The sequence below is a fragment of the Rhodococcus sp. TAF43 genome (assembly GCF_052113525.1).
GTDB lineage: Bacteria > Actinomycetota > Actinomycetes > Mycobacteriales > Mycobacteriaceae > Prescottella.
Genome location: NZ_JBFRDL010000006.1, coordinates 148,324 through 169,589, shown reverse-complemented (window position 1 = coordinate 169,589; position 21,266 = coordinate 148,324). Strand labels below are relative to the sequence as shown.

Here is a 21,266-nt window from a genome sequence, read left to right as displayed (position 1 = left end):
TGGGGAGCGCTGCCGAACGGGCGACGGGCCGCGTCGTCGAAGTCGCTCGAGATTCGGTCGAGAATCCCGGTAAGGCCGTACAGACCGGCCTCCACTCACTAGTCTAGTGGATGTTCCGGACGGTCTTTGACCAGGTCGGGGCCGTCTTCCTGCAAGGAGGGGAGCTCCCCGTGAAACTCCACAGAACAGCCGCCGTGTCCGTGCTGGCCATCGCGGCTCTGGGTGTCGCCACCGGCACCGCTTACGCCGAGCCCGGACCTCCGCCGAGTCCTGGGGTCATTCACTATCAGACCCAGATCGGTTCGAACGGAACATCGCTCGACACTGTGCTCGATGCCGGCACCTTCCGGGTCGCAGGCAATGTCGTCGACGTCGTCGATCCCGCGGGCGCCACCGTCGGCACCATCCCGCTGACCTACCCGGTGGCCGGTACCGACATCTCGCTGGTCCCGTCGGTCGACGGCAGCAGGCTCACCCTCACGCCGGCGGTCCCGGCCCAGGGCGTCGCTGCGCTGCACAACGTGGACGCCCGCCAGGACGCCTACGACAACATGGTCCGGCAGATCGAACAGGGCTGGTTCAACGGAGGACAGATGTCCGCGCAGATCGGCGCGGGTGTCGGTGCCGTCGTCGGCTGCGTTCTGTTCCTGTTCGTCGGCTGCATCCCGGGTGCCGCGATCGGTGGCGCGATCGGAGCAGCGACCGGAATCACCAACAACAACCCGGCGGTCCAGCCCGCCGTGTTCGATTTCATCGCCACGCTCTACTGACCCGGCCGGTCGCTCGCCTCAGAGTCGGGGAGGGGCGAGCTCCGGTGGAGCAGCGCGCGCAGGTTGTCGGTGACGATGCGGGCCGAGATGGTGGGGTCGATGGCGCGCTGGATGCCGAGACCCACGCCCAGGCTGAGAACGCTGCGGGCGGCGTCGTCGGGTGGGATCGGGAGCGTGACGCCGGTCGTCTCGGTCAGCGAATTCAGCAGGGCCAGAACCATTCCGTGCGCCATGCCGAGCGTCGACGCGAGCGCGGCCCGGACCTCGGGGTCGTGTCGGGACGCGGCGATGAACTCGAACTCGAGCATCGTCCAGTCGACATCGCCGAGTGTTCGTTCGGCCCAGTCCTGGAAACGGGCGAGTGTGGTGTCGAGTTCGCCGTCCGCCGCGAGCAGTGCGGCGACCTCCGCGAACTTGGTCGAGTGGATCAGGTCCAGGACCTCGAGGCACAACTCCTTCTTGCCACGGAAGTTCGAGTACACCGCACCCTTCGAATAGCCCGCCGTCTCGGCCACCTTCTCGAGCGACGTCGCCGCGTATCCGTCGGTCAGGAACAGGTCGCGGGCGGTCGACAGCAACTCGGCCCGGGTCCGGGCCTGACTCTCCGACCTGGTCAGACGGGGCATCGCCAATCTCCTCGCGCATTTGGGGTACCCAGAGTATCTGGATGCTGTTAGTTTCTAGATATGACGTCGAGTGACACACATCTCAGTCGCGGCTTGGTGATCGGATGCGGGGGAACGTTGGGGGCGGCGTGGACGGTCGCGGCGCTGGTCGCCGTGCGGGACGCGCTCGGCTGGGATCCGCGCGACGCCGACGTCCTGATGGGCACGTCGGCCGGGGCCGAGCTGGTGACGATGCTGGGCAGCGGAATCGGTGTCGACGAGATCCTGGCTGTGCAGTTGGGCGAGTCGACGCATCCCGTGCTCTCCGGACATCTCGCCGGCGCGCCGGGACGTTTCCCGCCGCTACCGCGACCGCGCCTGGGCTCGCCCGGGCTGCTGCGTCGCGGCCTGCCGACCGTGACCGGGCTGAGCGGGATGCTCCCGGAGGGCGGTGGCGACACGGGCTGGCTTGACCGGCTCGCGACCGGTCTCGGTGCCGGTGGCTGGGTCTCGCATCCCGACACCCGGCTGGTCGCGATGGACTACGGCACCGGCGAGCGGGTGGCGTTCGGTGCGCAGGGGGCACCGAACGCGACGCTGGCGGAGGCGCTCCGGGCGTCGTGGGCGATCCCGGGCTGGATGCCGCCCGTCCGGATCGGCGGCCGACGGTTCGTCGACGGCGGTGCGGCGTCCACGGCGTCCGCCGACCTGCTGGCCGGGCGCGGACTGGACGAGGTGATCGTGTTGGCTCCCATGGCGTCCGGCGGACGCATCCGCGCTCGGGGACCGGCGATCCTCGAGCGGACGGTGTTGCGGAACTGGATGAGCGCCGGACTCGACGCCGAATGCGCGGCGCTGGAGGCGTCCGGCACCCGGGTGATCCGGATCGACGCGACCGCCGAGGATCTCGCCGTGATGGGCGCCAACTTCATGGACGACCGGCGTCGGCTCGCGACGCTGGAACACGCGCTGCGCAGCACCCGGACCGCGGTGGAGCACGCCCTCACGACAGGAGTTCGCGGATGACCCGCCACCACGAGGTGATCGTCGTCGGCGCCGGAATCTCGGGAATCGGCGCCGTGATCCGGCTGCAGCAGATGGGGGTCGACGACGTCGTCGTCCTGGAGAAGAGCGATTCGCTCGGTGGGACGTGGCGCGACAACACCTATCCCGGGTGTGCGTGCGATGTACCGTCGGCGCTGTACTCGTACTCGTTCGCGCCCAACACCGACTGGAGTCGACTGTTCGCGGGGCAGGACGAGATTCGCGAGTACATCGAGCGGACCGCGGCGGCGCACCGCGTCCACGAGCGCGTCGAGTTCGGCACCGAACTGCTGCGCGCGCAGTGGGACGAGCTGTCGCGCCGCTGGCTGCTGGAGACGTCGAACGGTGTGCTCACTGCGAACGCGGTGATCGYGGCCGCCGGACCGTGGAATCAGCCGCTGATCCCCGACATCCCGGGGCTCGACGGTTTCGGCGGCGAGGTCTTCCACTCGTCGCGGTGGAACCACGACTACGAGCTGGCGGGCAAGCGGGTGGCCGTGGTGGGGACCGGCGCGTCGGCGGTGCAGTTCGTGCCGGAGATTGCGCCGACCGTGGCGGAGTTGCACCTGTACCAGCGCACCGCGCAGTGGGTGCTGCCGAAGCCGGACACCACGATCCCGGGCGCGGTGCGAGCGGCCATGGGGCGGGTGCCGGGCGCGCTGAAGGCGTTGCGGCGCATCCAGTACGGAATCATGGAGGCGCTAGGGATCGGCTTCCGCAACCCGTGGATCCTGCGGGTGGTCCAGCAGATCGGTCGGGTGCAGCTGCGGGCGCAGGTTCGCGACTCGCACCTGCGGAAGTCGCTCACCCCGGACTACACGCTCGGCTGCAAGCGCCTGTTGATGTCGAACACGTACTATCCCGCGTTGAATCGCCCGAACGTCGAGGTGCACGCGAACGCGGTACAGCAGGTGCGTGGCAACGTGGTGGTCGGCGCCGACGGCCAGGAGCGCGAGGTGGACGCCATCATCTTCGGCACCGGCTTCCACATCCTCGACATGCCCATCGCGGGAAGGGTGTTCGACGGTCAGGGCCGCAGCCTGGGCGACCACTGGAAGGGCAGCCCGCAGGCGTACCTCGGCACCACCGTCGCCGGGTTCCCCAACGCGTTCGTGCTGCTCGGTCCCGCGCTCGGCACCGGCCACACGTCGGCGTTCATGATCCTCGAGGCGCAACTCGACTACCTGGCCGCCGCGATCGCCACCGCCCGCGCCGCAGGCTGGACCCGGATGGAGACCCGTCCCGAGGTGCAGGCCGCGTTCAACGCCGAGGTGCAGCAGGCACTCGCCACCACCGTCTACAACGCCGGCGGCTGCCAGAGCTACTTCCTCGATGTCAACGGCCGCAACAGCTTCAATTGGCCGTGGTCGACCGGACGGATGCGGGAGAGGCTGCGGCACTTCGACAAGGCGGCCTACCTGACATCGACGGAGGTGTCGTCATGACCCGGTATCCCGCGATTGCTCTCGGCGGCGCGCGGGTGCTCGTGACCGGCGCCGGACGCGGCATCGGCAGGGCCACCGCGCGGGCGTTGGCGGCCCACGGCGCGACCGTTGCTCTGGCCGACATCGACCGGAGTGCGGTCGAGGACGCCGCCGCAGGTCTCGGTACCGCCCACGTGCTGGACGTCCGGTCCCGGGCGTCGTGGGACACGTGCGTGGCCGAGGTGGGGCCGATCGACATTCTCGTCAACAACGCTGGCGTCATGCCGGTCGGGGCGTTCCTCGATGAGCCGGACGCGACCGGTGAGATGACGATCGACGTCAACGTGTGGGGACCGATCCACGGCATGCGGGCCGTGGTGCCCGGCATGATCGAACGCGGCCGCGGCCACGTCGTGAACGTCGCGTCGCTCGCCGGGAAGATCGCCATCCCCGGGCTCGCCGTGTACAACGCGAGTAAGTATGCGGCCGTGGGACTCTCGTCGGCGGCGCGCCTCGAGTTCGCCGAGCACGGAGTCAGCGTCAGCGCCGTGCTGCCCAGCGCGGTCCGCACCACACTGACGTCCGGGATCCCGCTCGGCAAGGGCCTGCCCACCGTGGACCCCGAGGACATCGCCGACGCCGTCCTGCGCACCGTCCGCACGCGACGCGCCGAGACCCCCGTCCCGGGGTACCTCGCGGCCCTCGACGTCGGGGTGGCGGTGGCGCCCGAACGGCTGGTACGGCTGATCCGACGCGTCATCGGCGGGGAGCGGGCGCTCACCCACGTCGACCCCACCGCGCGGGCCGACTATGACGCGCGGCTGCGGCGCACCGAGTCGGAATGAATCCCGCGGTCGGCGCGGGGAGGTTTCGACGGCACTAGGGGAGTGGCGCCGCGTTGCGCTGCGCGAGCATGACCGTCATCAGACCGGACTCCTGGGTCTGGGAATGGAGCATCTCGCGGGCCGCCTGTTTCACCGGTCCGTCGGCGAGTTTCGGTCCGCGGCCTGCGCCATCGCGATCCCGCCCCGGTGGTGACGCTCCATCAGTTGCAGGAACAGGGATCTCGGCGTCCGGGCCCCGGCTCGCCGCCTGATGGCGGCGGCAGCGGCGACCGCGAGCGCTCGGCGGGAACGCGCGCGTACGAAGAATCTCGGCCGCGATGCGAGCCTGCTGGTGGTCACAGCGTCCCCCTGCGTCAGTCGTCCCGGAAGCCGACCGCCACGACCCCGTCGGCCCCTCTGCGGAATTCGCCCGACCGGACACCTGTCCGATCGTCACCGTAGTGTGTGTGACACACCTCATACGGCCAACAGGGTGCGGGCGTAGTTCAGGAGGGATCCGGCCCGAATTTCACCCCCTGGGCGAGGGGGAGTTCATCGGAGTAGTTGACGGTGTTGGTGACGCGGCGCATATACGACTTCCAGGCGTCCGAACCGGACTCGCGTCCGCCGCCGGTCTCCTTCTCGCCGCCGAACGCGCCGCCGATCTCGGCGCCCGAGGTGCCGATGTTGACGTTCGCGATGCCGCAGTCGGAGCCGTCCGCGGCCAGGAATCGTTCGGCCTCACGCTGGTCGGTGGTGAAGACGGCGGACGACAACCCCTGCGGGACACCGTTGTGCAGCTCGATCGCCTCGTCGAACGTGTCGTAGGGCAGGACGTACAGGATCGGGGCGAACGTCTCGGCGCGCACCATCGCGGTCTGCGACGGCATGCGGACCAACGCGGGCGTGACGTAGAACGAGCCACCGCCGCCGACTCGCTCGCCACCGGTCACCACGACACCGCCGTCGGCACGCGCGGTGTCCAGTGCCGCGTGCATCGAGTGGAACGCGGCACCCGAGATCAGCGGACCCACCAGCACCCCGTCGTCGAACGGATTACCTACCGTCAACTGCCGGTACGCGTCGGCGATCCGGTTCGTCACCTCGTTCACGATCGACCGGTGCACGATCAACCGGCGCAGCGTCGTGCACCGCTGGCCGGCGGTACCGGCGGCCGCGAACACGACGGCGCGCACCGTCAGATTTAGGTCGGCGGACGGCGTCACCACCGCCGCGTTGTTGCCGCCGAGTTCGAGGAGGCACCGTCCGAAGCGGGCCGCCACCCGCGGCGCCACGGCCCGTCCCATCCGCACCGATCCGGTGGCGCTGACAAGTGCCACGCACGGGTCGTCGACGAGTTGCTCGCCGACCACCGCCGTCCCGAGCACCACATGGTGCAGGCCGTCGGGGGCGCCGGTCTCGGACGCGGCCCGGCGCAGCAGCGCATCGCACGCCATCGCGGTGAGCGGTGTGCGCTCCGACGGTTTCCAGACGACCGGATCGCCGCACACCAGCGCGAGCGCGGTGTTCCACGACCACACCGCGACAGGGAAGTTGAACGCCGAGATCACCGCCACCACACCGAGCGGGTGCCACGATTCCGACAGCCGATGTCCGGGGCGCTCCGACGCCATCGTGCGGCCGTACAGCTGCCGCGACAGGCCGACCGCGAACTCGCAGACGTCGATCATCTCCTGCACCTCGCCGAGCGCCTCCGAGCGGATCTTGCCCGCCTCGAGCGTCACCAGCTCGGCCAGATCACTCTTGTGCTCGGTGAGCAACTCCCCGAGCCGGCGGACCACGGCGCCGCGCCGGGGTGCGGGCACCGTCCGCCACGTCGCGAACGCGTCGTGGGCGCGACCGACCGCCGCGTCGACGACGGCGGAGGTGCTGGGATGCACGAACGCGAGCACCGAGCCGTCGATCGGGGTGTGTGCCGTGAGCGGCGCGGGACCGGCATCGCCGGCGATCTCGGGAAGTGTGGCGCCGCAACGCCCGAGCGCGACGATCGCGCGGTCCGCCAACGTGCCGGTGCCGGGAAGCGTCATGATCCGGTCCCTCCTGAGCGTTGCTGTTGTCGCCGATACAGCTCGTACGGGTCGTGCACCTCGCGGTCGATCGCCGCCGCCAGCGCATCGCGGTCGTAGCCGACGCCGGACTCCCCGGCCGTCGCGCGGGTGTCCGTGTCGAGGTTGGATCGGAAGATCCCCGCCGCGGACTTCGGCAGGAAGTCCTCGTAGACGATCGGTGCGCGAACCCCGTCGTGGTAGGTGAAGTAGGCCATGCCGCGCTGCTCGAGGTCGTCCTCGGACCGTGGGAACCGCTTGTCCCACAAACGGTTCTCGTTGAACGGATCCGCACCCAGCAGTTCGTCGTACAGCGTCCGTCCCGCCGGGGTGAGCGCGATCCCGCGCGCCTCGACCTCGCCGAACCGCACCCGCAGCTCGCCGTCGGTGATCGAGCCGTCGGAGTCGAGGAAGCGGCGCGGCTCGGCCAGCGCGCGGAACGACGTCTGCCGGAGCAGCACCGCCGGTCCGTCCCACCGCGGCGGGCCCTGGATCCGGTCGATCATCGCGATGCCGCGCGCCGACATCCGCGCATAGAGGTCGTCGATGTCGAGGACCCGCGGCGTGAGGTGGTTGATGTGGGTACTGGTCACGCCCCCGATGTCGGCGGCCACCGCGGAGACCTGCTCGAGTTCCCGGTACCAGCCGCGGTCGACCGGCTCGCCCGACAACTCGAACACCCCGGTGGCCAGCTTGACGAACCGCTGCGCCTGCGACTCGTCCAGTCCGCCGTCGTCGGCCGCGCGGCGGGCGAGCGAGAGCAGCACGTCCGGGAACAGTCGCCGCCTGTCCAGGAAGCCGTCGAGCCGCCGCTGCAGATCGGCGTCGAAGAACCGTCGGTCCGCGGTGGTGAGCATCGACGTGAACACCCGGAACGGGTTCCGGGCCAGTTCCTCGGGGTCGATCGGGCGGAACGCGGTCGACACCACCGGAACCGGGGGAGTGGCCTCCCTCAGGTCGTAGAACCCCACCGGATACATGCCGAATCCGGCGAACAGGACTGCGACGTCGTGCATCTCGGCCGCGGTGCCGACCCGGATCGCGCCGTGGCGCTCCGCCGTCACCCGCGCGATGCTGCCGAGCCGCTCGGCCGAATCCGGATGAGCGGCCAGGAAGTCCGCATTGACCTGTCCGGTGACCTCCACCAGGGTCGTGTAGGCCGGCACCTCGCGGCCGTACGTGCGAGACAGCGCCGCAGCGAATCTCGACCGTAGTTCGTGGATTTCGGCCATCGCACCTCGATCGTACGAGTCCCGACAGCCCTCCGTGACCCGGAACGCTGACGTAGCCTTTCCGTATGAGCACCGCGGTCCGCCCCGCGGCCGGTGACTCGGACCTGCCGGCCGCGCGCGTTCACGACGTCCTGCGCGCGCACATGCTCGCGGACGGGTTCGACCTCGTCCTGGATCTCGAGACGTCCCGCGGCGCGCACGTCGTCGACCTCCGCGACGGCACGACGTATCTGGACATGTTCGGGTTCTTCGCGTCGTCGGCGCTCGGCATGAACCACCACGCGCTCGCCGACGACGAACAGTTCCGCCACGAACTCGTGACGGCGGCGATCAACAAGCCCAGCAACTCCGACGTCTACACCGTCCCGATGGCGCGGTTCGTCGACACGTTCGCGCGCGTGCTCGGCGACCCGGCGCTGCCGCACCTGTTCTTCGTCGACGGCGGCACCCTCGCCGTCGAGAACGCGCTCAAGGTCGCGTTCGACTGGAAGAGCCGACTCAACGAGACTCGCGGGCTCGACCCCTCGCTCGGGACACAGGTGCTGCATCTGACGGAGGCGTTCCACGGCCGCAGCGGCTACACGCTCTCGCTCACCAACACCGACCCCACCAAGATCGCGCGGTTCCCCAAGTTCGGATGGCCGCGCATCGACGCGCCGTACCTCGCGGACGGACGAGACCCGGAACAGGCCGAGGAAGTTTCGCTCGCGCAGGCGCGTCGCGCCTTCGCCGAACACCCGCACGACATCGCGTGCTTCATCGCCGAGCCGATCCAGGGGGAGGGCGGCGACCACCACTTCCGGCCCGAATTCTTCCACCGCATGCACGAGTTGTGCCTCGAACGCGACGCGCTGCTGATCTTCGACGAGGTCCAGACGGGCTGCGGGCTCACCGGCACCGCGTGGGCGTTCCAGCAGATGGGTGTCACCCCGGACGTGGTCGCGTTCGGGAAGAAGACCCAGGTGTGCGGGATCATGGCCGGCGGCCGCGTCGACGAGGTCCACGACAACGTCTTCGAGGTCAGTTCGCGGATCAACTCGACGTGGGGCGGCAACCTCACCGACATGGTCCGCGCCCGGCGCATCCTCGAGGTGATCGAGGAGGACCGGCTGATCGACCGCGCCCGACTGTGCGGCGCGCACCTGCTGCGGCGACTCGAGGTGCTGGCCGCCCGGTACGACGCCGTGACCGAGCCGCGGGGGCGCGGCCTGATGTGCGCGATCACGCTGCCGTCGCCCGAGTACCGGGATCGGGTGGTGACCGAGTTGCGCGAGCGCGAACACGTGCTGTTCCTCGCGACCGGCGAGCGCGGCATCCGGTTCCGGCCGCCGCTGACCGTGACGATCGCCGAACTCGACGCCGCCCTCGACGCGCTCGACCGGGTCCTCGTCCGCTGACTCCGTAGGGTCCTGAGACCCCCATCCAGGTGTTTCGTCCCACATCGACGGTGCGCCGGGCGGGTCCGGTGCGTGGTCTCGTTACGATTGTCGAGGTCTATCGAGGAGGCAGACGAGTGCAGATCACCAGCGTCGGACACGCCGGATTCCACATCCAGACCGAAGCGGGGTCGATTCTCTGCGACCCGTGGGTGAACCCCGCGTACTTCGCGTCGTGGTTCCCGTTCCCCGACAACACCGGCCTGGACTGGGAAGCCCTCGGCGACGTCGACTACCTGTACGTCTCGCACCTGCACAAGGATCACTTCGATCCGGAGACGCTCACCAAGCACGTCAACAAGGACGCGACGGTGCTGCTCCCGGACTACCCGGTGCCGGATCTCGAGCGTGAACTCCGCAAGCTGGGGTTCACGAAGTTCTTCGAGACGCAGGACTCCGTCAAGCACCGCGTGAGCGCAGCCGGCATCAAGGTCGCTCCGCAGGCTCCGCTCCAGGCGGGCGAACTCGACGTCATGATCATCGCGCTGCGCGCCCCGGCCGACGGCCCGATCGGTGACTCCGGCCTGGTCGTCTCCGACGGCGAGACCGTGTGCTTCAACATGAACGACGCGCGCCCGGTCGACATGGATCCGATGCTCGAGGCATTCGGCAAGATCGACATCCACCTGCTGCAGTACTCGGGCGCCATCTGGTACCCGATGGTCTACGACATCCCGGCCGGCACCAAGCGCAACTTCGGCAAGCAGAAGCGTCAGCGTGGCATGGACCGTTGCCGCAGTTACATCGAGCAGGTCGGCGCCACGTGGGTCGTGCCGTCCGCCGGTCCGCCGGTGTTCCTGGACGACGCGCTGCGTTCGCTCAATGACGACCACGGCGACGAGGGCAACATCTTCCCCGACCAGATCGTGTTCCTCGAACAGATGCGCATCCACGGCAACGACGGCGGCCTGCTGATGATCCCCGGATCCACCGTGGACATCCACGGCGAGAAGGCGACGCTGGCGCACCCGATCCCGGACGCCGACGTCGACAAGATCTTCACCGACAAGGCCGCCTACATCGAGGACATGGCCCAGCGCATGGCGCCGGTCATCGCCGCGGAGAAGGCCGCGTGGGCGCCCGCCGAGGGTGAGCCGCTGCTGGGTCCGCTCAAGGCCAAGTTCGAGCCGATCATGGCGCAGTCCGATCTGATCTGCGACGGGATCGGCTACCCCGTCGGCCTCGAGATCGGGGACGAGACCGTCGTCCTCGACTTCCCGAACCGCACGGTCCGCGCGCCGCAGGCAGGTGACGGCAAGTACCGCTACGGCTTCCGCATCGCGCCCGAGTTGGTGCGCACGGTGCTGCGCGACGACGAGCCCGACTGGGTCAACACGATCTTCCTGTCCACCCGCTTCGAGGCGTGGCGCGTCGGCGGCTACAACGAGTTCCTCTACACGTTCTTCAAGTGCCTGACCGACGAGCGGATCGCGTACGCCGACGGCTGGTTCTCCGAGGCCCACGACGACACCGCCTCGATCGAGGTGGGCGGCTACGAGATCCAGCGCCGCTGCCCGCACCTCAAGGCCGACCTGAGCAAGTTCGGCGTCGTCGAGGGCTCCAACCTGACGTGCAACCTGCACGGCTGGCAGTGGGACCTCGAGACCGGGCGCTGCAAGACCTCGAAGGGGCACGAGCTGCGGTCGACGAAGCTGGGCTGACCGCCCGCCCCGCACGACACGAATCCGCCGGCCGAGGCTCGAGAGAGCCCCGGCCGGCGGTGTCGTTTACCGTGGGCGTATGACGTCAATCCCCGGCGCGAAGCCCGGCGCGAGCATCCCCATCCTGTCCGTCCCGAACCTGCGCGACATCGGCGGCTACCGGACGAGTGACGGCGGCTCGGTTCGCTTCGGGCGCTTCTACCGGTCGACCGACCTGAGCAAGATCACCGTTGACGACGCACCGCGTCTCGCGGACCTGGGCCTGGTCACCGTGTTCGACCTGCGCACGCACTCCGAGCGTGAAGCCGCACCAGACCGACTGCCCGCGTCGGCGCGCGAGGTGGCACTCGACGTCCTGGCCGACAAGGCCTACCGCTCCGTGCCCGCGCAGATGCAGGCCGTGCTGGCCGATCCGTCGATCGCGGTGACGATGCTCGGCGAGAACAAGGCCGTCGACTACTTCCTCGGGAGCTACCGCGACTTCGTCACGCTGCCGAGCGCGATCGCGTCGTACCGGGGCATGTTCACCGACCTCGCCGCCCCGGACGCCCTCCCGGCCCTCGTGCACTGCACGACCGGCAAGGACCGCACCGGCTGGGCCACCGCGTCGCTGCTCCTTCTGCTGGGCGTCGACGAGGACGACGTCTACCACGACTACCTGCTCACCAACACGCAGCTGCTGCCCGCGTTCGCGTCGGTGTTCGACAAGTTCACCGTCGCGGGCGGGGATCCGGAACTCCTGAAGCAGGTGCTCGGCGTGCGGTCCGAGTACCTCGACGCGGCGCTGAAGCAGATGCGGGAATCCTTCGGCACGATCGAGGGCTACTTCGCCGACGGTCTCGGTATCGACAAGGACGGACAGGAGACCATCCGCAAGCACCTCGTCGAAGGCTGACGGTCAGACGGGTATCCGCAACGGCCGGGCGAACACCCGGGCCAGTACCAGACCGAGCGCGATGCCCACGGCGTCCGCGGCCGCGTCCCACACCGATCCGCTGCGCTGGATCGGCAGCAGCCCCTGCAGCACCTCCGACACGGCCGCGAACGCCAGCAGCCACGCCGCGGTCCACGCGACGCCGATGCGGGCGTACCGCGATGTGAGCGCCAGCGCCGTGAACATCAGGGCGTGAGTGACCTTGTCGCTGTTCTCCGGTCCGCTCGGAACCGTGGAGCCGGGGGAGAACAGCATCACGAGAACCACGACCGTCGCGATCGCGAGCGGCACGTGACGCCGGTCGAGCTTGTCGAACACGGGGCCCTCAGCGCTCGGTGAGGGTCAGCCCGAGGGCGCCCTCGGCGAATCGTCGGACCGCGTCGGTCGCGGTGGCGAGCACGTCGTCGTGGCCGGGCCGTGCCCAGCCGCTCAGGACGCCGGCGTCCCCGGAGGGGGCCACACCCACCTCGGCGAGCAGTTCGCCCGTCGTCGGTTCACACACGGCCCAGGAATAGTGCTCGTCGGCGGCCCACTGGCGGGACCGCTCGGCGACGTAGCCGGGATCGGCGATGCCGCCGTCGCGCAGCGCCGGACGGTCGTCGACCCGCTCGTCGGCCCGCAGCGCGCGCAGGTACCAGGATCCGGCATTGATCTCGATCGGTTCCATCAGCAGCCGCCGCGTCCCTTCTTGCCGCCGAACAGAATCGCGGCCGTCGCGGGGATCAGCAGGAAGAACAACCAGCTGTTGTCCATCGGCACGAGGAAGAACAGCGCGAGGGCCACGAACGGGATCACCGCCATGACGCTGTTGCGCCATCCCGGGGTGTCGTCGGAGTCGCCGGACGGCTCGGGCGCGGTCGCGGGCGCGGATGCCGTGAGGGCAGGCAGGTCCGAGAACACGGTGTCGAGCTGGCCGCGCGTGGTGGCAGCCGCGATCCGGCCGCTGCGCTCGTCGAACTCGGTGACCGTGAGCCGCCCGTCGCTGAAGTGCCGGGTGAGCGCGTCGAGCGCCTGCTCGCGTTCGGCGGTGCCGATTCGGATATCGGGGACGTCGGCCATGCCTGGATACTACTGTGCGCGCCTTGCGGATCCGAGATCCGCCAGGCGCGCACAGGGTGGAGCAGTGTGTTCCTACCGAAGCATCACTTCAGCTCGGCGAGGACCGTTCCCTGGGTGATGGCGGCGCCGGCCTCGACCGACAGACCCGTCACGACACCGGCCTTGTGGGCGGTGACCGGGTTCTCCATCTTCATGGCCTCGAGCACCACGATCAGATCGCCCTCGGCGACCTCCTGGCCCTCCTCGACGGCGACCTTGACGACGGTGCCCTGCATCGGGGCGGTCACGGCGTCACCGGACGCTGCACCCGCGCCGGCACCGCCACGCTTGCGCGCCTTCGGCTTCTTGCGGATGGCACCCGCGGGAGCGCCACCGGTGCCGATCGAGAACTGACCGGGCAGCGAGACCTCGACGCGGCGGCCGCCGACCTCRACGACGACCGACTGACGGGGGAGGTTCTCCTCCTCGTCGGCAGCAGCACCGGAACCGGTGAACGGCTCGATGGTGTTGTCCCACTCGGTCTCGATCCACTTGGTGTAGACCTCGAAGCTCTCGCCGTCACCGACGAAGGCCGGGTTCTCGACGATGTGGCGGTGGAACGGGATGACGGTCGCGAGACCGTCGACCTCGAACTCGGCGAGCGCACGAGCGGCGCGCTGCAGTGCCTGCTCGCGGTTCTCGCCGGTGACGATCAGCTTGGCGAGCATCGAGTCGAACTGGCCGCCGATGACGTCGCCCTGGACGACACCCGAGTCGACGCGCACGCCGGGGCCCGACGGCTCCTTGTAGACCGAGATGGGGCCGGGAGCGGGCATGAAGCCGCGGCCGGCGTCCTCGCCGTTGATGCGGAACTCGAAGGAGTGGCCGCGCGGAGTCGGATCCTCCTTGATCTCCAGCTCTTCACCGTTGGCGATGCGGAACTGCTGACGCACCAGGTCGATGCCCGCGGTCTCCTCGGTGACGGGGTGCTCCACCTGCAGGCGGGTGTTGACCTCGAGGAAGGAGACGGTGTCGCCCTGCACCAGGTACTCGACCGTGCCGGCGCCGTAGTAGCCGGCCTCCTTGCAGATGGCCTTCGCGGATGCGTGGATGCGCGCGCGCTGGTCGTCCGTCAGGAACGGCGCGGGGGCCTCCTCGACGAGCTTCTGGAAGCGGCGCTGCAGCGAGCAGTCGCGGGTGCCGGCGACGACGACGTTGCCGTGCTGGTCGGCGATGACCTGGGCCTCGACGTGGCGGGCCTTGTCCAGGTACTGCTCGACGAAGCACTCGCCGCGACCGAAGGCGGCGATGGCCTCACGGGTAGCGGACTCGAACAGCTCCGGGATCTCTTCGATGGTCTGGGCGACCTTCATGCCGCGGCCACCGCCACCGAAGGCGGCCTTGATCGCGACCGGGACGCCGTACTGCTTGGCGAACTCGACGACCTCGTCGGCGTTCTTGACCGGGTCCTTGGTGCCGGCGGCCATCGGAGCCTTGGCGCGCTCGGCGATGTGGCGGGCGGTGACCTTGTCACCGAGGTCGCGGATGGACTGCGGCGAGGGGCCGATCCAGATCAGGCCCGCGTCGATGACGGCCTGCGCGAAGTCGGCGTTCTCGGACAGGAAGCCGTAGCCGGGGTGGATCGCGTCGGCGCCGGACTTCTTGGCCGCGTCGAGGATCTTGTCGAACACCAGGTAGGACTCGGCCGAGGTCTGGCCACCGAGGGCGAACGCCTCGTCGGCGAGCTTCACGAACTGTGCATCCGCATCGGGCTCCGCGTAGACAGCGACGCTGCCGTATCCGGCGTCCTTCGCGGCTCGGATGACCCGCACAGCGATCTCGCCGCGGTTGGCGACGAGCACCTTCGTGATGTGCGCGCTGGCATGACTGGGCACTGAGCCTCCTGTGTTTCGCATGGTCTGTCCCCGCGGTTCACCCGTGAGCATCACCGGCAGGTATCTGTTGGCATCTCATCGGAGTGTAGGCACCAATCCGATAGACGATGTAACCGGATAGCGCTTACACATTAAGGGCTGTGGTCGTCGCCGCAACCCTACTGACCAGTAGTGGTGTGGATACCCGCGGCGACCGCCGGTGCGACGGTGCGAGCCGGTTCCTCGGTCGGAACCACCTCCAGCAGGGCCCGCCGGGCCCGCGCCAGGAAGAGCATGACCGCTTCCGTGGCGGCCGGCGTTCCCGGAAACCGGGCGGACACGTTGACGCCGTGCGGCGTTCGATTCACCCAGACGTACACGTCGTGTGTGTAGTGGCGGCTGCGCAGAGCCCGGGCCTGCACCTCGGGCCACTGCTGCGCCATCGGGACGAAGCGGACATCCATGTACGACACGACGAATCGGGGCCGGATCGGCGTCGCGAGGATCTCCTCCACGCGGGCGAAGGGCACCTTCGCCGCCGACTTCGTCAGCGACACCGCGGCAGCAGCACGCGCGGCGGACTCCGCGAAGTCCTCGGCGCCGGCGATGTCGAACTCGATGGGGGACAGGCCCACGAACCAGCCGAGCGACGTCGCCCAGTGCGGATCATTGCGTGTGTGCACCGGGGTTACGGTCCGGAACACCGTGTTGCCGGTCAGTTCGGTACTGGCCTGGGCCAGGCACGCAAGGACGCCGGCGAAGAAGTTCTGACCGGCGCGGTGGCACACCGTGTTGAACGCCGCGGCTTGACGGGCATCGAGCACCCACTCCGAGACCGCGCGCTGCGCGACCCGATTCTCCGGCCGCGGACCCAAGTCGAGTGGGAAATCCGACAGCCGGCCCTTGCTGCGCACGAACGCCGTCCGCCAGCACTCGACGGCGGGGTGCCGGTGATCGATCGTTGCAGCGGAGGCACGCTCCTCGGCGCCGAAATCGATGTAGCTGCCGGCGGGAACCAGATCGGACGGGCTGCCCGTCAGCGCCTCGGTGTACAGGCGGCTGATCTCGTGCGCGACCAGCACCACCGACAGTCCGTCGATCAGCGAGTGGTCCGCGGCGAAGAACACCGTGCACCCCGGCTCGGGGTCGGAGTGCTCGAGCGTGACGAACAGGTAGGCAGGCCAGCGGTGCGGCGAGGTGAGCTCGTCGAACAGGTCGTGCACGCGCTCGAAGACCGTGTCGGCGTCGAACTCGTACTCGTGACGGACCTCGTTGAGATCGATCTGGTCCGCGTCGATCGTGTACCTGCGGATCCGGCCGTCGGACAGCAGCTCCGCGTGGCTCCGCAGCGGCTCGTGCCGCGCGATCCATGCGCGGACCGCGGTGCGGAAGGCGTCGTGATCGAGCGGCTCGGGCAGGCGGAAGGCGGTGCCGAGCCAGGACTCGCGGCCGTCGTCGTGGGTGCTGTCCGCGGTCCGGCGCAGGTGCGCCTCGTGGATGTAGGAGGCGGGACGGCCGTCCTCCACCCACCCGGGTCCCGCTTCGGGTAACCACTCGGTGAGCATGCCGGGGGAGATCGCGTAGTCCGCGAGCTCGGTGAATTCCATCGTGGAGAATCCAGTCTCTTGTTCCGCCGCGGTGGCGGCGGTGAAGATCGTCACAGTCGAGGTTGTCGGGGAGGGTCGCTCCCCGGTGCATTGCTGTTTCGGGTGATGTGTCAGGTGTTACGCGAAGTGCACGCGATCAGTTGCGGAGGTGCCGCTTGATCCGTGCGAGCATCGCGCTCATGCCGCGCAGCCGCAGGGGGCTGACAGCGTCGGCCAGGCCGAGATCCGAGTAGAAGTCGTCGGGAACCGCGAGAATCGTTGCGGCGCTGTGCCCGTCGAGCCCCTGGTGCAGGATCGACGCGAAGCCCCGCGTCGTCGGGGCCTCGGCGGGAGCGCTGAAGTACAGCCGCACCTTCTCCCTGTCCGCGCTGTCGACGAACAGGAACAGCGGCGACTGGCACTCCGGCACCGGCTCCATCGCGCCCTGTTCGAGCTCGGCGGGCAGCGGTGCCAGCTCGCGACTGAACTCGAGCAGCAACTGCAGCTTGTCCTGCCCGTCGACCGCCGCGAAGTCGTCGACGATCTCGGTGAGGCTCTCGGGCAGGCTCACGACGCCACTTCCGCGGGCGAACCCGGCACGACACCCGGCTCGTCACCCTTGACGATCGGCACGCGCACGACGTTGCCCCACTCGGTCCACGAGCCGTCGTAGTTGCGGACGCTCGGGAACCCGAGCAGGTGGGTGAGGACGAACCACGTGTGGCTCGACCGCTCACCGATGCGGCAGTACGCGACGACGTCGTCGTCGTGCGAGAAATCGGCGTAGATCTCCTCGAGCTCCGGGCGGCTGCGGAAACGCCCGTCCGGCGCCGCGGCCCGCGCCCACGGGATCGAGATCGCGGTCGGGATGTGACCGCCGCGCAGCGCACCCTCCTCCGGGTAGTCCGGCATGTGGGTGCGCTCGCCCGTGTACTCCTGCGGGGACCGCACGTCGACCAGCGGGCCCGCCCCGAGGTGCGCGAGCACGTCGTCCTTGAACGCCCGGATCGAGGAGTCGTCGCGCTCGACCACCGGGTACTGCGTGGGCGCCGGCATCGGCACGTCGAGCGTGGTGTCCCGGTTCTCCGACAGCCACGCGCCACGGCCGCCGTCGAGCAGGCGGACGTCCTCGTGGCCGAACAGCGTGAACACCCACAGCGCGTACGCCGCCCACCAGTTGCTCTTGTCGCCGTAGATGATCACGGTGTCGTCGCGTTCGATGCCCTTGCGGCTCATCAGGTCGGCGAACGCCTCACCGTCGATGTAGTCGCGGGTGACCGGATCGTTGAGGTCCAGGTGCCAGTCGATCTTGACCGCGCCGGGGATGTGGCCGATGTCGTACAGCAGGACGTCCTCGTCCGACTCCACCACCTTCACACCGGGGGCGCCCAGGTTGACGGACAGCCACTCGGTCGAGACGAGTCGCTCCGGATGGGTATACGCAGCGAACGCGGGATTGGGGTCGGGCGCGACGGGCACGGGTGGGCTCCTGAGGCTGACGAGGGTGGAGGGTTGTCCGTCACCAATTCTAGGTGGTGGCCCGATTCACAGGGTGGGCGATATCGCCCCGGCCGGTTCGGCGCTACCGACGGGTACCGTCGGGCCCCGTGACGAGTCCCGCCGACCCCTCTGGCGATCTGGCCACCCGTGCCGACGTCGATCGCCTGTTGCGCGCGTTCTACCAGCGCGCACTCGTGGACCCCGTGCTCGCTCCCGCGTTCGAGACGCTCGCAGTTGTCGGACTCGACGAACACCTACCCGTGGTCGGCGACTTCTGGGAACAGATCCTGTTCCGCACCACGCGCTACCAGGGCAGCTTCACTGCCGTGCACGAGGCTTTGAACCGTCAGCACGGGCTCGCGGGCGAACGGATGGAGCGCTGGCTGGAGTTGTGGTGCGCAGCGGTGGACGAGCAGTTCGCGGGGCCGGACGCCGAGCGGGCCAAGGCGAAGGCGCGGGCGATGGCAGGGTCCCTGCAGCGAGGGTGGAAATGAGCTGGGGCTAGCGCACCAGCGCGTTCGCAGCCCACAGTTCGGCGATCGAGACGCCGACGTCGGACAGGAGTCGCCGGACCAGCGGCAGGCCGATCCCGATGACGCTCGACGGATCGCCCTCGAGTCGTTCGACGAACCAGCCGCCGAGACTGTCGAGGGTGAAGGCGCCGGCCACCGTCAGAGGTTCACCGGTCGCGAGATACGCCTCGAGATCCTCGGCCGACGGGTTCGCGAAGTGCACGACGGTGCCACTGTGATCGGCCGCGTCGGCGATGATCGCGCCGTCGGCGATCCGCAGGACGCTGTGCCCGGTCAACAGGGTTGCGCTGCGGCCCGCCATCGACTGCCAGCGTCGGCGCGCGACGTCGACGGTGTGCGGTTTGCCCTGCAGTTCACCGTCGATGAGAAGCATGGAATCGCACCCGATCACGACGGCATCGGTGATGCCGTCGGCGACCAGGGCGGGAATCACGTCGCGGGCCTTGGCCTCGGCGAGCGTGGTGACGACCAGTTCGGGAGCCGCGGACGGGCCCAGACGGTCGATGATGGCGTCCTCGTCCACACCGGACACTCGGACGGTCGGCTCGACCCCGGCGCCCCGCAGCACGGACAGCCGTGCCGGGGACGCCGAGGCGAGAACCAGATGGGTCACTGCGTGAGCCGTTCGATCAGAACGGACGCGGCGCGACCGGGTTGCCGAACGAGTACGGCGAGAACGGCGCGCGAACCCGGTGCATGCGGGTCGGTGCACCCCACGTCTCGGGCGGCCGCTGATCGGACACGGCGTCGCCGGCCGAAGCAGCTGCCGCGGACAGGACCGCGACGAGTGCCGCGATGTCCTGATCCGTCGGGTTGCCCTTGACGATCGTGATCACGGGACCCTGCGACCCCGCTGCGACGTCGGGCTCCAGACCTGCGACAGCTTCAGCCAACGCGGCTCCTTCGAGCGAGGACGCGTCCAGCAGCTCGGCGTCGGCGAGTACTTCTTCCCGGGTGGTCGCTGTCATAGGGGGATGTTCCCATGCTTCTTGGGCGGAAGTGAAACCATCTTGCGCTCCAGCAGGCGCAGAGCGGAGACGATCTGTCCGCGGGTGTGCGACGGAGGAATGACCGCGTCGACGTAGCCGCGCTCGGCCGCGACGTACGGGTTCACCAGGGTGTCCTCGTACTCGGCCTGCAGCTTCAGGCGCAGTGCGTCGACGTCCTCACCGTTCTTGGCGGCCTCGAGCAGCTGCTTGCGGTAGACGAAGCCGACGGCGCCGGACGCGCCCATGACCGCGATCTGTGCGGTCGGCCACGCCAGGTTGACGTCTGCGCCCATGTGCTTGGAGCCCATGACGTCGTACGCGCCGCCGTACGCCTTGCGGGTGATGACGGTGATCTTGCCGACCGTGGCCTCACCGTACGCGTACAGCAGCTTCGCGCCGCGGCGGATGATGCCGTTGTACTCCTGCTCGGTGCCGGGCAGGAAGCCCGGGACGTCGACCAGGGTGATGATCGGGACGTTGAACGCGTCGCAGGTACGGACGAARCGCGCGGCCTTCTCGGATGCGTCGATGTCCAGGCAGCCCGCGAACTGCATGGGCTGGTTGGCGACGATGCCGACGCTGCGGCCGTCGACGCGACCGAAGCCGACGATGACGTTCGCGGCGCGCTCGGCCTGCACCTCGAGGAACTCGTCGTCGTCGAGCAGGCGACGGATGACCTCGTGCATGTCGTACGGCTGGTTCGCCGAGTCCGGGATGATCGTGTCCAGCTCGAGGTCCTCGGGGGTGAGCGAGTCCTCGATGGAGCCGTCGATCGGGTCGGACGGTGCCAGGCGCGGGGTCGCGGCCTGATTGTTGCTCGGCAGGTAGGACAGCAGGTCCTTGACGTAGTCGAGGGCGTCCTGCTCGCCGGAGGCGACGTAGTGCGCGACACCGGACTTGACCATGTGGGTCCGGGCGCCGCCCAGGTCCTCCATGGTGACGTCCTCACCGGTCACGGTCTTGATGACGTCGGGGCCGGTGACGAACATCTGGCTGGTCTCGTCGACCATCACCACGAAGTCGGTCAGCGCGGGGGAGTAGACGTGGCCGCCGGCCGCCGGGCCCATGATCAGGGAGATCTGCGGGATGACGCCGGACGCCTGGACATTGCGGTGGAAGATCTCGCCGTACAGGCCGAGCGAGACGACGCCCTCCTGGATACGCGCGCCGGCGCCCTCGTTGATGCCGATCAACGGGCGGCCGGTCCTGATCGCGAGGTCCATGACCTTGACGATCTTCTCACCGTAGATCTCGCCGAGGCTGCCGCCGAACACGGTGGCGTCCTGGCTGAAGACGCAGACGTCGCGGCCGTCGATGGTGCCGTAGCCCGTGACGACGCCGTCGCCGACGGGGCGGTTGTCGGCGAGGCCGAAGTTGGTGCTGCGGTGGCGGGCCAGGGCGTCGAGCTCGACGAACGAGCCCTCGTCCAGGAGCGCGGTGATGCGCTCGCGCGCCGTCAGCTTGCCCTTCGCATGGACCTTCTCGACTGCGGCCTCACCCATCGGCTGCATTGCCTGCGCCTGGCGGTTCCGCAGGTCAGCGAGCTTTCCCGCCGTCGTGTGAATATCCGGGGTATTCGCCGCCTCCGCCGCGGCTGGCTCCTGCACACTGGTCATGGGATGTGAGCTTAACCAGGTCTCCGAGGCCTCCGTCGAGTGAGGTCTGGTTGCGTTGAATTATTCAACCTAAGCTACTGACGAGTCACATTCCAACCGTGTCCCCGGGCGCATTCTAGGCTGGTCGAATGGCT

The 21,266-nt window shown here is 69.1% G+C and carries 21 protein-coding genes; 8 read left to right on the top strand and 13 right to left on the bottom strand.

What is annotated here, in order from left to right; all coding sequences use genetic code 11:
* Positions 1-170 precede the first annotated feature (170 nt).
* A complete protein-coding gene (locus AB4Z09_RS06635) occupies positions 171-770 on the top strand; it encodes a hypothetical protein (RefSeq protein WP_254622606.1) in 600 nt (199 codons plus the stop codon).
* On the opposite strand, the gene AB4Z09_RS06630 is transcribed toward AB4Z09_RS06635, so the two are convergent.
* Positions 764-1,396: a TetR/AcrR family transcriptional regulator gene (locus AB4Z09_RS06630; protein WP_114721865.1), complete on the bottom strand. Its 633-nt coding sequence runs from the start codon at positions 1,394-1,396 to the stop codon at positions 764-766. The two genes, AB4Z09_RS06635 and AB4Z09_RS06630, sit on opposite strands and share 7 nt — an antisense overlap.
* Before the next feature lie 60 nt (positions 1,397-1,456).
* Here AB4Z09_RS06630 and AB4Z09_RS06625 point away from each other — a divergent pair, with 60 nt between their 5' ends.
* Genes AB4Z09_RS06625 through AB4Z09_RS06615 form a run of 3 tightly spaced genes read left to right on the top strand, consistent with a single transcriptional unit; the run spans position 1,457 to position 4,688 of the window.
* Positions 1,457-2,401, top strand: coding sequence for a patatin-like phospholipase family protein (locus AB4Z09_RS06625; protein WP_442239390.1), 945 nt, complete (start codon positions 1,457-1,459; stop codon positions 2,399-2,401).
* On the top strand, positions 2,398-3,864 hold the full coding sequence (locus tag AB4Z09_RS06620; RefSeq protein WP_442239389.1) for a flavin-containing monooxygenase: 1,467 nt from the start codon (positions 2,398-2,400) through the stop codon (positions 3,862-3,864). The genes AB4Z09_RS06625 and AB4Z09_RS06620 overlap by 4 nt, the downstream gene beginning before the upstream one ends.
* On the top strand, positions 3,861-4,688 hold the full coding sequence (locus AB4Z09_RS06615; protein WP_174912052.1) for an SDR family oxidoreductase: 828 nt from the start codon (positions 3,861-3,863) through the stop codon (positions 4,686-4,688). The genes AB4Z09_RS06620 and AB4Z09_RS06615 overlap by 4 nt, the downstream gene beginning before the upstream one ends.
* Before the next feature lie 485 nt (positions 4,689-5,173).
* Here the strand turns inward: AB4Z09_RS06615 and amaB are convergent, their stop codons facing one another.
* Together amaB and hglS are read right to left on the bottom strand one after the other, a co-directional pair.
* Entirely contained in the window at positions 5,174-6,715 is a 1,542-nt protein-coding gene (gene amaB, locus AB4Z09_RS06610; RefSeq protein WP_442239388.1) for an L-piperidine-6-carboxylate dehydrogenase, read from the bottom strand.
* Positions 6,712-7,965, bottom strand: a complete 1,254-nt coding sequence (gene hglS / locus AB4Z09_RS06605; protein WP_114721870.1) for a 2-oxoadipate dioxygenase/decarboxylase — start codon at positions 7,963-7,965, stop codon at positions 6,712-6,714. The genes amaB and hglS overlap by 4 nt, the downstream gene beginning before the upstream one ends.
* 65 nt (positions 7,966-8,030) lie before the next feature.
* Between hglS and lat the strand changes: the two genes are divergently transcribed.
* The 3 genes from lat (at position 8,031) to AB4Z09_RS06590 (ending at position 11,957) form a co-directional block, all read left to right on the top strand.
* Positions 8,031-9,362 carry an L-lysine 6-transaminase gene (gene lat / locus AB4Z09_RS06600; protein WP_174912040.1) on the top strand — a complete coding sequence of 444 codons (1,332 nt, stop codon included), beginning with the start codon at positions 8,031-8,033 and terminating at the stop codon, positions 9,360-9,362.
* A gap of 116 nt (positions 9,363-9,478) precedes the next feature.
* Positions 9,479-11,062 (top strand): MBL fold metallo-hydrolase, encoded by a 1,584-nt coding sequence (locus AB4Z09_RS06595; RefSeq protein ID WP_174912037.1) that lies wholly within the window; start codon positions 9,479-9,481, stop codon positions 11,060-11,062.
* Between the two features lie 79 nt (positions 11,063-11,141).
* The gene (locus AB4Z09_RS06590) at positions 11,142-11,957 is read left to right on the top strand and encodes a tyrosine-protein phosphatase (RefSeq protein WP_114721873.1); all 816 of its coding nucleotides are present in this window, start codon (positions 11,142-11,144) and stop codon (positions 11,955-11,957) included.
* Positions 11,958-11,960: 3 nt separating this feature from the next.
* Here the strand turns inward: AB4Z09_RS06590 and AB4Z09_RS06585 are convergent, their stop codons facing one another.
* From AB4Z09_RS06585 to AB4Z09_RS06555, 7 genes are all read right to left on the bottom strand, one after another.
* A complete protein-coding gene (locus tag AB4Z09_RS06585; RefSeq protein ID WP_397484705.1) occupies positions 11,961-12,314 on the bottom strand; it encodes a VanZ family protein in 354 nt (117 codons plus the stop codon).
* Positions 12,315-12,321: 7 nt separating this feature from the next.
* Positions 12,322-12,663 (bottom strand): hypothetical protein, encoded by a 342-nt coding sequence (locus tag AB4Z09_RS06580; protein WP_174912034.1) that lies wholly within the window; start codon positions 12,661-12,663, stop codon positions 12,322-12,324.
* Entirely contained in the window at positions 12,663-13,055 is a 393-nt protein-coding gene (locus tag AB4Z09_RS06575) for a DUF1707 SHOCT-like domain-containing protein (protein WP_174912032.1), read from the bottom strand. Before AB4Z09_RS06575 ends, AB4Z09_RS06580 begins: the two co-directional genes overlap by 1 nt.
* 83 nt (positions 13,056-13,138) lie before the next feature.
* Positions 13,139-14,929: an acetyl/propionyl/methylcrotonyl-CoA carboxylase subunit alpha gene (locus AB4Z09_RS06570; RefSeq protein ID WP_114721876.1), complete on the bottom strand. Its 1,791-nt coding sequence runs from the start codon at positions 14,927-14,929 to the stop codon at positions 13,139-13,141.
* Between the two features lie 158 nt (positions 14,930-15,087).
* The gene (locus tag AB4Z09_RS06565; protein WP_254622605.1) at positions 15,088-16,569 is read right to left on the bottom strand and encodes a condensation domain-containing protein; all 1,482 of its coding nucleotides are present in this window, start codon (positions 16,567-16,569) and stop codon (positions 15,088-15,090) included.
* Between the two features lie 82 nt (positions 16,570-16,651).
* Positions 16,652-17,065, bottom strand: a complete 414-nt coding sequence (locus tag AB4Z09_RS06560) for a SufE family protein (protein WP_174912029.1) — start codon at positions 17,063-17,065, stop codon at positions 16,652-16,654.
* Positions 17,062-17,973, bottom strand: a complete 912-nt coding sequence (locus AB4Z09_RS06555; RefSeq protein WP_114721878.1) for a sulfurtransferase — start codon at positions 17,971-17,973, stop codon at positions 17,062-17,064. The genes AB4Z09_RS06560 and AB4Z09_RS06555 overlap by 4 nt, the downstream gene beginning before the upstream one ends.
* 128 nt (positions 17,974-18,101) lie before the next feature.
* Between AB4Z09_RS06555 and AB4Z09_RS06550 the strand changes: the two genes are divergently transcribed.
* Entirely contained in the window at positions 18,102-18,488 is a 387-nt protein-coding gene (locus tag AB4Z09_RS06550; RefSeq protein WP_174912026.1) for a group III truncated hemoglobin, read from the top strand.
* 7 nt (positions 18,489-18,495) lie between these two features.
* On the opposite strand, the gene AB4Z09_RS06545 is transcribed toward AB4Z09_RS06550, so the two are convergent.
* From AB4Z09_RS06545 to AB4Z09_RS06535, 3 genes are read right to left on the bottom strand one after another with little or no spacing between them, the layout of a single operon-like run.
* On the bottom strand, positions 18,496-19,140 hold the full coding sequence (locus tag AB4Z09_RS06545) for a Maf family protein (RefSeq protein ID WP_174912023.1): 645 nt from the start codon (positions 19,138-19,140) through the stop codon (positions 18,496-18,498).
* Between the two features lie 16 nt (positions 19,141-19,156).
* Positions 19,157-19,495, bottom strand: coding sequence for an acyl-CoA carboxylase subunit epsilon (locus AB4Z09_RS06540; protein ID WP_174912020.1), 339 nt, complete (start codon positions 19,493-19,495; stop codon positions 19,157-19,159).
* Positions 19,492-21,132: an acyl-CoA carboxylase subunit beta gene (locus tag AB4Z09_RS06535; protein ID WP_114721882.1), complete on the bottom strand. Its 1,641-nt coding sequence runs from the start codon at positions 21,130-21,132 to the stop codon at positions 19,492-19,494. The genes AB4Z09_RS06540 and AB4Z09_RS06535 overlap by 4 nt, the downstream gene beginning before the upstream one ends.
* Positions 21,133-21,266 lie beyond the last annotated feature (134 nt).